The sequence below is a fragment of the Spongiactinospora rosea genome (assembly GCF_003315795.1).
GTDB classification, from domain to species: Bacteria; Actinomycetota; Actinomycetes; order Streptosporangiales; family Streptosporangiaceae; genus Spongiactinospora; species Spongiactinospora rosea.
The window spans coordinates 13,334-28,259 of record NZ_QMEY01000017.1 but is presented as its reverse complement, the minus strand read 5'-3'; the positions used below and the strand labels follow the sequence as shown (position 1 = coordinate 28,259).

Sequence of the window (14,926 nt, the reverse complement as noted above, 5' to 3'; positions counted from 1 at the left end):
ATTTATAAATTGGGAACAACGACTGTAATGTCATAAGACGACATGGCGGCTATGATTCCTGCCGGTTGCCGTTGTTTCGCGAAAGATCAAGCGAGCCGCGGCCGCCCAGGAAACCCACCGCATTCGTCGACGGGCACCCGATGACCGCGTCCCCTCCGTCCGAAGAAGACGTCACCGGCGGCCGAGATGACGGGCCACGACCTCCCAACGGCCGATCGATCGGGCAGACGGCGGCGGACTCCGCCGTCGCCACCGTCGTCGGGTTGATCATCAATGGTTTCTGGGCATCGATCAGTCCGATAACCTCGCCCCCCGTTTTAGGACTTTTAGCCGTTTGCCCCCTTATCGGGCTGGCACTAAGTCTCGTACTGCGCAAAAGAACGCGGGAGACCATCCTCGCCAGGGCGCCCGCGCGAGTACGGGCGGCGCTCGGCCGCCTCGTCCCGCGCCACGGTCAGCAGAGCGGTCAACGGCGCGGTCAACGGCGCGGCTCATGGGGGCGGCGTGTCCGCGAGATGTCGCGGAAGGCCGCGTTCCCGATCGCCGCCCTCTGGGTGGCCGTGATGCTGTACGGAGCGATCGTCTACGCCCCGCAAGGAGTGGCCGCCCTGCATCGGCTGGTGTGGCCACCCCCCTGCGGGGCGGCACTGCAGCTCACCGTGATCACCGCGCCGGAGAACATCTCCGCGGTACGGAAGAAGGCCACCGAGTTCACCCGGACGGCCTCCGTCGACGGCTGCCCGAAGTACCAGATCCTGGTGAGTCCCACGCCGCCGATAACCGAGTTGATCCGCGGGCTGGACAACGACTGGCGCCAAGACAGCGCACTGGTGTCCGACACGCACCAAAGCGCGCTGGGTCTGTACCCGAACGCCTGGATCGCGGACAGCACGGGCGAGGTGGGGTACGTGCGGGGGAAGCTGACCGAATCGGTGCTGCCGCCCGTCCTGGGCCGCTCGGTGGGCTCCGATCGCCTGGTGGTCGCGATGGGCGCCCACGAGGCGGACGAGCTGCGCCTCTTCTCCGGTCTGGCGCTTCGGGACGTGACCGCAAGGCTCGGCCCGCCCCTGCACCCGCTGCCGGGGATCTCGACGGCCGGTCTCATCGCCGCCGCCGACCTCATGGCCGCCGGGGAGGCGGACGCCGCGGCGAACACGGCGCGTGGCGGCGGGAGCGTCATCGGCCTGATGTGCGAGGTCGCCCGCACGCGTGACGACGAGTGGGGGAGGACGGCCCTGCTGATCCCGAAGCACGCCGTCATCGACTACAACCGATCGGGTCTCGACCAGGAAGGGTGCAAGGTCCCCCGGCCTCGCGCCGGAAAACTCGATCTGCGCCCGCTCTCCTCCCCGGACCTCTCGACCCTGGATTACCCGTTCGTCACGATCAACTGGACCGACACCGTGAAGAATCCGGAACTGCGCCGGGCGGCCGGGGAGTTCGAGTGCTGGCTCGTCGCCCATCCGCTGTTCGACGCCACCCCGGGAACATGCGGACGGCCGGACAAGAGCGTCCCCGAACCTTCGCGCGGTGGCCGGGCCACCGATGCGGACGCGCTCACAACGGCGTACACCGATTTCGAGAACAAGGTCCCCAGGATCGTCACGGAAATGGTGCTCGACGTCTCCGGATCGATGTCCCGGCAATCGGCCGACCTGCTCGCCAGAACGCGTAAGGCGTTCCCCGCGATCGGCCCGATCCTCAACGAGGACGACCGGATCTCACTGGGCCGGTTCTACAAGAAGGGCGACACCACCGATCTCCCCAACCCGTCGGGCAATCAGTCCCGGACGCAGTTGCCGCAGTTGGCCCAGCGCATCGCCGCGCCCGCCCCGCGCCTGCCCGACGGCCGCATATCCGAGATGATCGGACTGCTGGACGATCACGAGGATTCGTTCACGGTCGCCGTCATCACCGACGGCGGGCCGCTGGGCCGGGAAGGCCGCACCCCGGAGAAGGCCATCGCCGAGGCCATCGCCGAGAACCCGAAGATACACGGCCTGTACATCCTGGTGATCGGAGAGGGGGCCTGTCCCCGCGGGCTGCCCGACAGGCAGGAGCGCCGTGCCGGGCAGGCCGGGCGGATGGTCTGTGTGAAGTCCGGCCCCGATGTCGAGAACGCACTGCGCACGATGATCACACACCTGCGGAAGTGGTAGGTCGATGACCGCGGTTCACGGGAAGGGCGGCCGTGGCCGGAAGGCCCCGCGCTGGTGGCGGAGCCAGAGCAGGGCCAGGCGTGTCGTCTGGGCGATGCTCATGAGCGTCAGCCTGGTGGCGGCGATGATCACGGTCGGCACGCGCGGTGCCGCCGCGCCCGGCCCGAAGTGCCCGAAGGACTCCGGGCTCACCTTCGCCACCGGCGACGACGTGAGCAAGGGGAGCTTTCGCCGCGACATGGTCGCCATCTGGAACGGCCGGAACCCGCCGGGCAAGCAGGTGACGGTCATGGAGCTGCCCGAGCACACCGATGACGTGCGCGCCGCGATGGTGTCCAAGGCGCAGGCCGGGAGCTGCGCCTTCGACATCCTCGCCATCGATGTGGCCTGGGTGACGGAGTTCGCCCGGCATGGGTACGTCCGCGAGATCAGGCTCCGGCCGGAAGAGCGTGCGCTGTTCCTGGGAAAGCCGCTCGGCACGGGTTTCGTCGACGGCCGGCAGTACGCCGTGCCGTTCTACACCGACGCGCAACTGCTGTTCAGCAGGTCCGACCTGCCCCCCGCCCGCACGCCCGCCGAGCTCACGTCCCTGGCGAGCCGCCACAAGCTGGCCGCCCAGCTCGGCGACTACGAGGGCGGGACGGTGAACATCCTGCAGGCGATGAGCGCCCACGGGGCGAAGATCAACGATGGGGACGAGATCGTGCTCGACGAGCCCGGGAACGCCAGGCTCGCCCTGGAGGCGCTGCACCGGTTGCGGCAGATGCTGCGGAACAACGCGCTGGCCGGGCCCGCGGAGGACATGGACGAGGAGGCGAGCCTCATGGCGTTCGAGAACAGAGCCGCCGGATACATGCTGAGCTGGCCGTCCTTCTTTCACCGGCTCGCTGCCAGCCCGTCCATGCTGGACGAGGACGGTGACCCGATGCTCAGGGTGACCCCTGTGCCCGGGGCGGGCGTCCTCGGAGGTTCCGATCTGGCGATCTCCTCGACCTCGGCGAAGTACGCAGAGGCGCGCGAGTTCATCATGTTCCTCGCCGGGGCCGAGATCCAGGAACGGCTGTTCGCGTGCAGCGGCTACGCCCCTGTGCTGAAGAGCGTCTATGACGTCTACCGGACGGCCCCCCGAACCTGCGAGGACCTGCCCTGGCTGGAAAAGCCCTCGCCCACGCCCGCCGCGGGCGATGACATCGAACTGCCCGACATCACCGCGGGCCAGCTGAGCCGGTTCGCCGCGGCGATCCGCAGTGCGGTGGAGGCGGCGGTGGCGCGGCCGCCCGCCACGCACTACGCGACGTTCAGTGAGGTGTTCCGGGACTGCACGCGGCGGGTGATCGTCAACGAGCTGGCCCCGGAGGAGCTGGACTTCGGCCGCTTCGCGGACGCGTTGCGGGCGGCGCTGGACGGCAGGCGGTACGACGAGGACCCCTGCCGGGTGCCGCAGTGAGCCTCATGCCCGGCCGGCCTCGATGTAGCCGGTCTGCTGGAGGATCGCCACGAAGAAATCCTTTATCGCCGGGGCGCCGAGGGTGTCGGGGTAGGCGCCGAGGTGGTGCAGGACCGCGCCGTTGAGCATCTCCTGCAGGACGCCCACGTCGGTCACCCGGGGCAGCCGTCCCTGGTCGCAGGAGCGGCGCAGCGCGCCCCGGGTGGCCTCGGCGCGGCGGCCGCCGTGCGCGTTGCGGTATGCCTGGAGGAGTTCGGGGTAGTCGTCCACCGCGCCGTACAGGCGGCGCAGCATCCGGCGGTTACGGGGGTTGCTCAGGTATGTCGCCCAGTTGTCCAGCATGTGTTCGAGGTCCGGCCACTCCAGGGCGTCCGGGTCGTGGTTCTGGTGCACCGACTCGATGGCCTGGATCAGCAGGGCCGTCTTGTCGGTGAACCTCCGGTAGACGGTGGCCCTGGTCACCCCGGCACGCTGGGCGACCTGCTCGATGCTGGTCTCGCTGGCGCCGCGCTCGATCAGCAGGTCGAGCGCGGCGGCGAGCACCGCCGTGTCGACCTCCTGGCTGCGAGGCCGCCCGCGCAGACGCGGGGTTCGCGCGACTTCGGTCATGTCGGGGGGCCCATCACTCCTGCTGCGCGAACGAGACGGTACCGGCTTGGCCGCACCAGTGTATTTTCCATCGGAAGCGCCGTCAGCCGATCTTGGTGACCATGGCATCGAACCTCCGGGCGGGCAGCAGCCGGTTGAGCATCAGGATCGTCTTGGCCATGTAGCCCACGGCGTAGCGCGGCTTGGGGGTGCGGAGTGCGAGCACCTTGCTGATCGTCTGGGCGACCACGGCGGGGTCGGACGCCTTGTGGGTGCCCTCGGCCCGGCTCGCCATCGCCTCGGCCAGCCTCCCGTACGGCCCGCTCCCGGAGACCTCGCGCAGCTCACGCGGCGTCTCGTCCTCGAACTCGGTCTTGATGATGCCCGGCTGGACGACCACCACCTTGATCCCGAACGGCAGGCACTCCTGCCGCAGCGAGTCGGAGTAGGCCTCCAGGGCGTGCTTGGAGGAGTGGTACCAGGAGGCGAGCGGCAGGGAGATCTCGCCCGCGATCGAGGAGACGTTGACGATCGTCCCGGAGCGCTGCGCGCGCATGTGCGGCAGGACGAGCTGGGTGAGCCGGGCCGGGCCGAAGAGGTTGACCTCGAACAGCGCGCGGGCCTTGTCGACCGGGATGTCCTCGATCGCGCCGTGCAGCCCGATCCCGGCGTTGTTGATCAGTACGTCGATCCGGCGCTGCTCGTCGAGGATCGTGCGGACGACGCGGTCGAGGTCGTTCTCGTCGGTGACGTCCATCGCCACGGGGTGGCCGCCGGCCCGCCGCAGGTCGTCCATCCGCTGTACGCGGCGGGCCGCGCCGTACACGACGTGACCGGCCTTGCGCAGTTCCAGGGCGGTGGCGCGGCCGATGCCCGACGAGGCTCCGGTGACGAGACAGATCTTGGCTGCCATCGATGGCTTCCTTCGCTTGGGGGCCGGGCGGTTCGGTGGACCCGGCTATTTAAATGCAGAGCTGTACTGTATTGTAATTACGCCGGAGATGTGGTCAACACCCCCGGCGGCCCCGGCGCCGGTTCCGTGCGAGCCGGCCACACATGAAGAGAGACGGGAATCAGCCATGAGCGCTTACGTGCTCGGTTTCCACGACATCGACAAGTCCGCGATCGGGCTGGTCGGCGGCAAGGGCGCCAACCTGGGCGAGCTGTCCGGGATCGATGGTGTCAACGTGCCGTACGGGTTCTGCGTCACCACCGACGCCTACCGGGAGGTGGTGGAGGGCGACGCCGCCATCGGCGCGATGATCGACGGACTGGCGGGGCTGCGGGCCGACGACCGGGAGGCCATCGCCGCGGCTTGCACGCGGCTGCGCGCCGCGATCGAGGCGCTGGACGTGCCCGCCGGCATCGGCCGCGACATCCTCGCCCACCTCGGCCAGGCCGGCGGGGAGGACGTGCCGTTCGCGGTGCGCTCCAGCGCCACCGCCGAGGACCTGCCCTCCAGCTCGTTCGCCGGCCAGCAGGACACCTACCTGAACGTGCGCGGCACCGCGGCCGTGATCGACGCGGTGCAGCGGTGCTGGGCCTCGCTGTTCACCGACCGCGCGACGGCCTACCGCATCCAGAACGGCTTCGACCACCGCGCCGTCCGGCTGTCCGTGGTCGTCCAGCGGATGGTCTTCCCCGAGGCGGCCGGCATCATGTTCACCGCCGACCCGATCTCCTCCAACCGCACGGTCGTCTCCATCGACGCCGGATTCGGCCTGGGCGAGGCGTTCGTCTCCGGACTCGTCAACGCCGACAACTACCGCGTGCGGGCCGGGCGGATCATCGAGAAGCGCGTCGCCACCAAGACGATGGAGATGCACGCCTCCCCCAACGGCGGCACTGAGGAGCGGCCGATCGAGCCCGCGCGGCAGAACGCGCAGACGCTCGGCGACGAGCAGATCCTGCTGCTGGAGGGTCTGGGACGGCGGATCGAGGCGCACTTCGGCGTGCCGCAGGACATCGAGTGGGCCCTGTTCGAGGGCACCTTCCACGTACTGCAGAGCAGGCCCATCACCACGCTCTACCCCGTGCCGCCCACCCACGACGGCAAGAACCACGTGTTCGTCTCCTACGGGCACCGGCAGATGATGACCGACGCGTTCGCCCCGCTCGGCCTGTCGTTCTTCACACTGCTGCACGACAAGCTGGGCCGTACGGCCGGCATCGTGGCGGGCAACCGCTTCTACAAGGACGTCTCCGCCGAGCTGGGCTCGCCCTGGGCGCGGCCCGCCATGATCAAGAGCCTGCAGCAGGTCGACGCGCTGATGGCCAACGCCCTGCGCGCGGTGATGACGCACAAGGACTTCATCGGCTCGCTGGCGCGCGGCAAGACCTCGATGCTGGACTTCGGCGAGGGCGGCCTGATGCCGATCGCCCGCAACTACCTCAAGCTGGCCCGTGAGGACGACCCCCGCGTCGTGCCCGACCTGATCGCGCACACCGAGGCGACGGTCGAACGGCTCCGCCAGAACATCGCGGGCAAGAGCGGCGACGAGCTGTTCGAGGTCATCATCGACGACCACGACGTGCTGTCGGAGCTCACCTTCGACCCGCGCAGCGTGGCCGCGGCGTTCCTCGGCATCCAGTCGGTGAACTGGGTGAACAAGCACATGGACGACTGGCTGGGGGTGAAGAACGCCGCCGACCTGGTCGGCAGGTCCGCCGACCACAACGTCGTCGCCGCGATGGGCCTGGACCTGCTGGAGGTCTCCGACATCGTGCGCCGGTACCCGGAGGTGGTGCGCTACCTCAAGACGGCCCGCAGGGAGACCTTCTACAGCGGCCTTGTCGAAGTCGAGGGCGGCGAGACCGTGCGCGTCGCGCTGCAGAACTACCTGCGCCTGTACGGCATGCACTGCACCGGCGACATCGACATCACCAGGACGCGGTGGACCGAGGACCCGACGCTGCTCGTCCCGCTGATCCTGGGCAACATCGAGAACTTCCCTCCGGGCGAGGCCCGCCGCAAGGCCGAGGGCGGCCGGGCGCTGGCCGAGCAGACCATCAACGACCTCCTGGCCCGGCTGCGCAAGCTGTCCGGCGGCTCGGGCAAGGCCAAGAAGGCCGCCAAGAAGATGAGCCTGATCCGCCACTTCATCGGCTACCGCGAATACTCCAAGCACTCGCTGCTGCTGCGCTACGAGATCTACAAGCAGGCGCTGATGGGCGAGGCGGTCAAGCTGGTGGAGCGCGGCATCATCAAGGAGCCGGAGGACGTCTACTTCCTGTCCATCGAGGAGTTCAGGAAGGTCGTCAACACCGGTGAGCTGGACTACTCGCTGATCATCAACCGCCGCGAGGCGCACGAGGTCTTCCAGAAGCTGACCCCGCCCCGGGTGATCACCTCGGAGGGCGAGGTGATCAGCGGTGAGTACGAGCCGGGCAGCAGGCCGGAGGGCGCGCTGAGCGGCAGCCCCGTCTCCTCCGGCGTCGTCGAGGGCCGGGCCAGGCTGGTCCTGAAGATGGACGAGGCCGACATCCAGGAGGGCGACATCCTGGTCACGGTCTTCACCGACCCGAGCTGGTCGCCGCTGTTCGTGTCGGTCAAGGGCCTGGTCATGGAGGTCGGCGGCGTGATGACGCACGGCGCGGTGGTCGCCCGCGAGTACGGCCTGCCCGCCGTGGCGGGCGTGGAGGACGCGACCAAGCGCATCAAGGACGGCCAGCTCATCCGGGTCAACGGCGACGAGGGGTACGTGGAGATCCTCGAAGACGTCTAGCCGCCGCGTCCCTCGCCGCGCATTGACGAGAATCGTTTGGGCCCATACATTCTCGTTCACCACCAGACGCGGTGAGACGGAAGGACGGGGCCGACATGCCGGGCACGGACATCTCCCATGACGAGTGGCTGGGCCTGGCGGCGGCCCTCGTCCCGGCCACCCGCCACCACATCGACGGCGAGGACCTGCCCGGCGCGCCGGGCGGCTTCGCGGTCGTCTCACCGCGCGACGGCGGCACGCTGGCCGAGGTCGCCGACGGCGGCGAGGCGGAGATCGGGCTCGCGGTGGCCGCCGCCCGGCGCGCGTTCGACGAGGGCCCCTGGCCGCGCATGGCCCCGGCCGAGCGGGGCCGGGCCCTGCTGCGGCTGGCCGAGCTGATCGAGCGGCACCGCGAGCGGCTGGCGCTGCTGGTCTCGCTGGAGATGGGCAAGCCGATCAGCGACGCGTACGCCATCGAGCTGCGCGCCGCGATCGGCACCTTCCGCTGGTACGGCGAACTGGCCGGCAAGCAGGCCGACGAGGCCCCCCAGGTCGCCCCCGACGCCCTCGCCCTGGTCACCCGGGAGCCCGCGGGGGTCGTCGGCGCGGTCGTGCCGTGGAACTTCCCGCTCACCCTGGCCTCCTGGAAGGTCGCGCCCGCGCTGGCCGCGGGCTGCACGGTGGTGCTGAAGCCCTCCGAACTGTCCCCGCTGTCCGCGCTGGAGCTGGGCAGGCTGGCGACCGAGGCCGGGCTGCCGCCCGGCGTGCTGAACGTCGTCTGCGGCGACGGCCCCACCGCCGGGCGGGCGCTCGGCCTGCACCCCGGCGTGGACGTACTGGCCTTCACCGGGTCGGCGGCGGTCGGGCGGGAGTTCCTGCGCTACTCGGCCGACTCCAACCTCAAGCGGGTCTGGCTGGAGCTGGGCGGCAAGTCCCCCAACATCATCCTGCCGGACGCCCCCGACCTCGCGGCCGCCGCCGCCACCGCCGCCTGGGGCGTCTTCTTCAACCAGGGCGAGATGTGCACCGCGCCCTCCCGGCTACTGGTCCACCGTTCGATCGCCGAGGAGGTCACCGCGGCGGTGACCGAACGCGCCCGCGCGCTGGTGGTCGGCGACCCGCTCGACCCGGCGACCGAGATGGGCCCGCTGGCCGGCGAACGCCACCTGGAACGCGTGCTCGGCCACATCGAGGCCGGGGTCGCCGCCGGGGCGCGGCTGCGGGCCGGGGGCGAGCGGATCCCCGCCACCGGCAGCTTCCTGCGGCCGACCGTCTTCGACCGGGTGGAGCCGGGCATGCGGCTGGCCAGGGAGGAGATCTTCGGGCCGGTGCTGTCCGTGCTCGTCTTCGACGACGTGGAGGAGGCGGTGGCACTGGCCAACGCCACCGAGTACGGCCTGGCCGCGGGCCTCTGGACGGCCGACCTGCGCACCGCGCACCGGGTGTCCCGGGCGCTGCGGGCCGGGACGGTCTGGGTGAACTGCTACGAGGAGGGCGATCTGACCGTGCCGTTCGGCGGGATGAAGCAGTCCGGCAACGGCCGGGACAAGTCCGTGCACGCGCTGGAGAAGTACACCGAGCTGAAGACCACCTGGATCCAGCTGTGAGACCGCTGATCGCCGTTCCGGCCCGGTTCTCCGCCTCCGCCTCCGCCCTGCGGTACGCCGCGGAGGTCGGCGCCAGGGCCCTGATCGAGGCGGTGTGGCGGGCGGGCGGCGAGCCGGTGAGCCTGCACCCGCACGCGCCGGGCGGCCGGGCCGATCCCGGCGAGGTGGCCGAAAGGATGGCCAGGTTCGACGGGCTGCTGCTGCCCGGCGGGGGCGACGTGGCCCCGCACCGGTACGGCGCGGCCGACCGGCACGAGGACGTCTACGACGTGGACGACGAGCAGGACGGCTTCGACCTGGCCCTGGCCCGATACGCGCTCACGGCGGGCCTGCCGGTGCTGGCCGTCTGCCGCGGCATGCAGGTGGTCAACGTGGCCCTCGGCGGCACCCTGCACCAGGACATGGGCGGGCCCGGCCTGGAGCACCGCCATGTCGTCCACCCGGTCGCGCTGCGGCCGGGCTCGCTGCTCGAACGGGTCACCGGCGTGCCCAAGCTGGACGCCTCCTGCTACCACCACCAGCGGGTGGACCGCCTCGGCGAGGGCCTGACCGCCACCGCGCACGCCGCCGACGGCACGGTGGAAGGCGCCGAGGGCACGGCGCTGCCCGGGTGGTTCGCCGCCGTCCAGTGGCACCCGGAGGACACCGCCGCCCGCGACCCCGCGCAGCAGGCGCTGTTCGACGGCCTGGTGCGCGCGGCGGGCGGCTGACCGCTACGCCTTCGGGCGGCGTCCGCTGCGGCGCGGCGCGGGACGCGCGCCGCCGAGCAGGCGCAGCCGCCGCTCCTCGCCGTGCTCCTCCACCTGGCGCACGATGCGGCGCAGCGCGTCGGCGGTGGTCAGGCACTCCTCGGGGGTGAGGCGTTCGGCCACGAACGCCTCCTCGGCGTTGAAGTCGGGGAACACCCGGCGCATCAGCTCCTCCCCGCGCGGGGTGAGCCCGAGCAGCACCAGCCGCCGGTCACCGGCGTGCTCGGAGCGCGCGATCAGCCCGCGCGACACCAGGGTGCGCGACACGCCGGTCAGCGTGCCCTTGGAGATGCCCGCCTCCTCGGCCACCTGCCGCGACTCCGACTCGCCCCAGATCCAGATGACCCAGAGCACCACGAAGCCCGTCCAGGTCAGGTCCACGTCGCGCAGCACGGAATTCTCCAGGTGCTGCCGGACCGCGGCGGCGGCGCGGTGGATGTTGGCCACGACCGCCATCTGCTCGTGCCGGATGGCGATCCCGCCGAGCCTGCCCTGGACCAGTTTCTCCGTCTCGGTGATGGAACGCTGACCTGTCACCTGGCCCCTGTCACTTCCTCACGCCGCTCGTTCGGCCCCGAATTATAGTCAGCCGCGCCGCGGCGGCCGTATCCCGCGGAACTCCCAGTCGCCGCCCAGCGCGGTGGACAGCACCTCCTCCGACTCGGTCGGCTGCGCGCCGACGTCCGCCCGTACCGGGACTGGGCCGGTCACGACGTGGTTGGTGAGCCTGCCCAGGCCCTCCACCTCGACCTCCACCACGTCGCCGGGGCCGACCGGCCGGGAGTTGGCCGGGGTGCCCGACAGCAGCACGTCGCCGGGCAGCAGGGTGATGGTGCGGGCGATGTCGGCGACGAGGTAGTTCATGTCCCAGGTCATCTCGTCGGTGGAGCCGTTCTGGACGACCGTGCCGTTGACGTACGTGCGCAGGTACTTGCCGCGGAAGTCCCAGTCGGTGACCAGGCCGGGGCCGAGCGGGCACAGCGTGTCCGAGCCCTTGACCCGCAGCATCGAACCCGCGTCGGTGTCACGGAAGTCGTGCAGCCCGAAGTCGTTGGCGACGGTGTACCCGGCGATGTACTCCCCCGCCTCCTCCGGCGAGACGTTGCGGCAGGTCCGGCCGATGACGATGGCCACCTCGCCCTCGTAGTTGAGCCACCTGCAGCCCTCCGGCCGCACGACCGCGCCGTTGTGCGCGTTCAGCGCCGAGGTCGGCTTGTGGAAGTAGGTCGGGGTGGCGGACAGGGTGATCTGGAACTCCGCCACCCGGCTGCGGTGGTTGAGGTGCACGGCGATGATCTTCGATGGCTCCACCGGCGGCAGGTGGACGGCCTTGTCCGCGGGGACGCTGCGGCCGTCCGGCGACACCAGCAGGTCGCCCTCGCGCACGACCCGCACGGCGGCGCCGTCGAGCAGGATGCGGCGGTACTCAGGCATGCTCCCCTCCCAGGGACGCGGTGGCGGCGGCCCAGCCGTCGCGCGGCCGGTCGAACCAGAGCAGGGCCTGCCCGGTGCCGACGGAGTTCTCGTACTCGCCGTACTGCCGCGCCGGGGCCGTGCAGCGCTCCTCGCCGAGCGCCCCCGCCATCATCAGGTAGTGCCCGAACCCGGCCTCGGGCTTGAACTTGCGGAACTCCGGCATGGTCTTCAGCACGAGGTCGTGCCGGCCCTCCTTGAACCAGCCGATGCGCTCCAGGTCGGCCGCCCTGGCCCCGGGGGTGAAGATGTGCGAGGGGTCGCTGGCCTCGTGCGCGCGCAGTTCGCGCAGCGGCCAGAAGGTGTGCGACAGCGCGCCGGAGGCGATCAGCACGACCTTGCGCCCGGTGGCGGCGATGCCGTCGGCCAGCGCCCGGCCCAGCCGCAGGTGGTCCTCCATGTCACCGGTCTGGCACACCCCGATGCTGACCCACCGCTTGTCCGGCAGCCCCTCGCCGAGGTACTTCCACAGGTTGGTGGTCGCGTAGTAGATCGGCAGGTACGGGTCGTCGATGGGGGTGATCCAGGTGCCGCGCGCGCCCGCGAAGGAGGCCACGCTGTGCGCCAGCTCCGGATCGCCGGGGAAGTCGTAGGGCATCCTGCACATTCCGCGCGGGAGCTCTTCGGAGGTGAACAGCCCGGCGCGGCGGGCGTGCGCGGTGACCACGAACTCCACGGTCGTGGCCCAGTGCGAGTCCAGGACCACCACGGTGTCGTAGTCCAGGGTGTCGAAGACCTCCTCGCGCAGCGCGCGCAGGCCGGTGACCAGGCTGATCTCCTTGCCGTCGTTCAGCTCGCGGCGGGTGGCCTCGGGCAGCACGATGGTCGGGACGTGCGCGAGCAGCCCCGCGCCGACGATCTCACCCATGGTCCCGCCATCCCCCCGGCGCGCTGACGGTGTTCTTGAGGTCGCAGTAGAAGTCGAAGCTCCAGTCGCCGCCCTCGCGCCCGACGCCGGACTCGCGCGACCCGCCGAACGGGGCCCGCAGGTCGCGGACGAAGAAGCAGTTCACCCAGACCGTGCCCGCAACCAGGCGGGCGGTGACGCGCTCGGCGCGGGCCCGGTCGCCGGTGGCGACGGTCGCGGCCAGGCCGAAGCGGGTGTCGTTGGCCAGCGTCACCGCCTGCTCCTCGGTGTCGAAGGTCTGCAGGGTCAGGACCGGCCCGAAGACCTCCTCCTGGACGATCTCCGAATCCTGCCGGACGTCGGTGAGCAGGGTCGGGCGGTAGTACAGGCCGCCCAGGGCGGTGTTGGGGCCGCCACCGGCCAGCACGCGCGCGCCGTCGGCGACCGCCCGCCGCACGAAGCCGTCGATCTTCTCCAGCTGGCGGGGGTGGATCTGGGGGCCGATGCCGGTGGCCTCGTCCCGGGGGTCGCCCTGGACCAGTGCCTCGGCGCGCTCGGTCAGCCGCCGGGTGAACTCCGCGGCGATCGGCGCGTGGACCAGCAGCCGGGTGGCCGCCAGGCAGACCTGCCCGGCGTTGTCGTACTGCTCGGCGGCCAGGTCCACGGCGAGGTCGAGGTCGGCGTCCTCGAAGACCAGCAGCGGCGACTTGCCGCCGAGTTCCAGGCTGAGCGGGGTGAGGTTGGGCGCGGCCGCGGCGGCGATGTGCCGGGCGGTCGGCACCGAACCGGTGAAGCTGATCCGGCGTACGCCGGGGTGCCCGGCGAGCGCCGCCCCGGCCTCCGCGCCGTACCCCTGGACGACGTTGAGCACCCCCGGGGGCAGCCCGGCGTCCGCGGCGATGCCGGCCAGCAGCGAGGCGGTCAGCGGCGACCACTCGGCCGGTTTGAGCACCACGGTGTTCCCCGCCGCGAGGGCGGGGGCGACCTTCCAGGTGGCCAGCATGAGGGGAGCGTTCCAGGGGGTGATCAGGGCGCAGGGCCCGGCCGGGTCCCAGCTCACGTGGTTGGTGTGGCCACGGGTGTCGAAGTCGTCGTGGCCGAGCCCTTCCAGCCGTTCGGCGAAGAAGCGGAAGTTGTGCGCGACCCTGGGCATCACGCCGCGCCGGTGGGAGCGCAGCAGCGCGCCGTTGTCGAGGGTCTCGACGATGGCCAGTTCCTCCAGGCGCTTGTCCACGCCGTCGGCGATGGCGCGCAGCACCGCGGCCCGCCGTTCGCGGGGGGTGGCGGCCCAGGCGGGGAAGGCGGCAGCGGCGGCGGCCACCGCGGCGCCGGCCTCCTCGGCGCCGCCCCGGGAGATCTCGCCGAGGACGGCTCCGTCGATGGGCGAGACGTCGGTGAAGGTGGCGGCGGAGGCGACGCGCCGGCCGCCGATCCAGTGCCGGGTGTCGACGGTCGTGCCGCCGACCGAGATCTGTTCGGACATGTCGGGTGTCTCCAAAGTCGAAGCCGGGCTACTCCGCGCCCGAGGTACCGGATTCCAGGAGGGTGCCGCCGTCCCACACGACGCCGATCTGGCGGTAGTACGCCCCGATGGGCTCGTGGACGGCGAGGCGGGACAGCTCCTCGGTGGGCGAGTCGAACAGTTCCAGCTCGGCGTCGGCCGCCCACGGCTGTCCGCCCTCGAAGGAGGCCGCCCCCGACTCCACCAGCTCGTCCAGGGCCAGGCCGCCGCCCTTGCCGATGGCGGGCAGCCAGCGGTGGTGGGCCATCGGGTGGCCGTTGACGAACCCGGCGGTCTCGGACGGTTCGCGCAGCGTGACGACGGCCTGGGCCAGGCGGCGGTCGGCCGCCGCCAGGGTCGCGCCGAACCTGGCCCCGGCCTCGATCCGAGGCGCGGGCCCGTACGGGTGGGAGCGGGTCAGGTGGATCGACCCGAGCTTCTTGGGGTAGCCCTGGTGCAGGCCGCGGGCGATGGCGAAGTCCTTGTCCACCCAGATGTGGACGCACCTGGAGTAGACGCGTCCCCGGTAGGAGCAGCGCACGACGGCGAACGCCTCCTTGTACTGGGCGCGCACCGGGTCCAGCAGTTCCTCCCGCGAGGCCCCGCAGGACTGCCAGTCGGCCCAGATCAGCGCCACCGCGCCGGGATCTTCGGGGGCGAGCCCCAGCGGCTCGGGCAGCAGTTCGCGCACCCGGGCGGGGTCGGTGCGGTACTCGACGGTCAGCAGGTCGCCCGAGTAGTGCCACGGGGGCTCGGGGATGAGCGACGACCGGCCCGTGGCCGTCTTGGGGTGAAAGTAGCCGCGGACACTCGCCACGGTGGTCCTCCTGCATATCGTTTGGCTCCAAACA

Annotated in this window: 12 protein-coding genes; 5 read left to right on the top strand and 7 right to left on the bottom strand. The window is 71.2% G+C overall.

Features of this window, described 5'->3' with window-relative positions; translation table 11 throughout:
* The first annotated feature begins 515 nt into the window (after positions 1–515).
* Together DP939_RS30325 and DP939_RS30320 are read left to right on the top strand one after the other, a co-directional pair.
* Positions 516–2,159 (top strand): vWA domain-containing protein, encoded by a 1,644-nt coding sequence (locus tag DP939_RS30325; protein ID WP_113984257.1) that lies wholly within the window; start codon positions 516–518, stop codon positions 2,157–2,159.
* Positions 2,160–2,163: 4 nt separating this feature from the next.
* Entirely contained in the window at positions 2,164–3,606 is a 1,443-nt protein-coding gene (locus tag DP939_RS30320) for an extracellular solute-binding protein (RefSeq protein WP_113984256.1), read from the top strand.
* A 3-nt stretch (positions 3,607–3,609) separates the two neighbouring features.
* Here the strand turns inward: DP939_RS30320 and DP939_RS30315 are convergent, their stop codons facing one another.
* Positions 3,610–4,215, bottom strand: a complete 606-nt coding sequence (locus DP939_RS30315) for a TetR/AcrR family transcriptional regulator (protein ID WP_113984255.1) — start codon at positions 4,213–4,215, stop codon at positions 3,610–3,612.
* An 82-nt stretch (positions 4,216–4,297) separates the two neighbouring features.
* On the bottom strand, positions 4,298–5,107 hold the full coding sequence (locus DP939_RS30310; protein ID WP_113984254.1) for an oxidoreductase: 810 nt from the start codon (positions 5,105–5,107) through the stop codon (positions 4,298–4,300).
* A 166-nt stretch (positions 5,108–5,273) separates the two neighbouring features.
* Here DP939_RS30310 and rph point away from each other — a divergent pair, with 166 nt between their 5' ends.
* The 3 genes from rph (at position 5,274) to DP939_RS30295 (ending at position 10,215) form a co-directional block, all read left to right on the top strand.
* Complete coding sequence (rph, locus tag DP939_RS30305; protein ID WP_113984253.1) at positions 5,274–7,919, top strand: rifamycin-inactivating phosphotransferase; 2,646 nt, start codon at positions 5,274–5,276, stop codon at positions 7,917–7,919.
* A gap of 95 nt (positions 7,920–8,014) precedes the next feature.
* Positions 8,015–9,505: an aldehyde dehydrogenase gene (locus DP939_RS30300; RefSeq protein ID WP_113984252.1), complete on the top strand. Its 1,491-nt coding sequence runs from the start codon at positions 8,015–8,017 to the stop codon at positions 9,503–9,505.
* Positions 9,502–10,215 (top strand): gamma-glutamyl-gamma-aminobutyrate hydrolase family protein, encoded by a 714-nt coding sequence (locus DP939_RS30295; protein WP_225878597.1) that lies wholly within the window; start codon positions 9,502–9,504, stop codon positions 10,213–10,215. Before DP939_RS30300 ends, DP939_RS30295 begins: the two co-directional genes overlap by 4 nt.
* Before the next feature lie 3 nt (positions 10,216–10,218).
* Here the strand turns inward: DP939_RS30295 and DP939_RS30290 are convergent, their stop codons facing one another.
* The 5 genes from DP939_RS30290 to DP939_RS30270 are packed head-to-tail and all read right to left on the bottom strand — an operon-like array spanning position 10,219 to position 14,892.
* Entirely contained in the window at positions 10,219–10,791 is a 573-nt protein-coding gene (locus tag DP939_RS30290; RefSeq protein ID WP_113984251.1) for a MarR family winged helix-turn-helix transcriptional regulator, read from the bottom strand.
* Positions 10,792–10,839: 48 nt separating this feature from the next.
* Positions 10,840–11,688 carry a fumarylacetoacetate hydrolase family protein gene (locus DP939_RS30285; protein ID WP_113984250.1) on the bottom strand — a complete coding sequence of 283 codons (849 nt, stop codon included), beginning with the start codon at positions 11,686–11,688 and terminating at the stop codon, positions 10,840–10,842.
* Positions 11,681–12,595, bottom strand: a complete 915-nt coding sequence (locus DP939_RS30280; RefSeq protein ID WP_113984249.1) for a 3,4-dihydroxyphenylacetate 2,3-dioxygenase — start codon at positions 12,593–12,595, stop codon at positions 11,681–11,683. Before DP939_RS30280 ends, DP939_RS30285 begins: the two co-directional genes overlap by 8 nt.
* Positions 12,588–14,057: an aldehyde dehydrogenase gene (locus DP939_RS30275; protein WP_113984248.1), complete on the bottom strand. Its 1,470-nt coding sequence runs from the start codon at positions 14,055–14,057 to the stop codon at positions 12,588–12,590. The genes DP939_RS30280 and DP939_RS30275 overlap by 8 nt, the downstream gene beginning before the upstream one ends.
* A gap of 28 nt (positions 14,058–14,085) precedes the next feature.
* Positions 14,086–14,892, bottom strand: a complete 807-nt coding sequence (locus tag DP939_RS30270; RefSeq protein WP_113984247.1) for an acetoacetate decarboxylase family protein — start codon at positions 14,890–14,892, stop codon at positions 14,086–14,088.
* Positions 14,893–14,926: the final 34 nt, after the last annotated feature.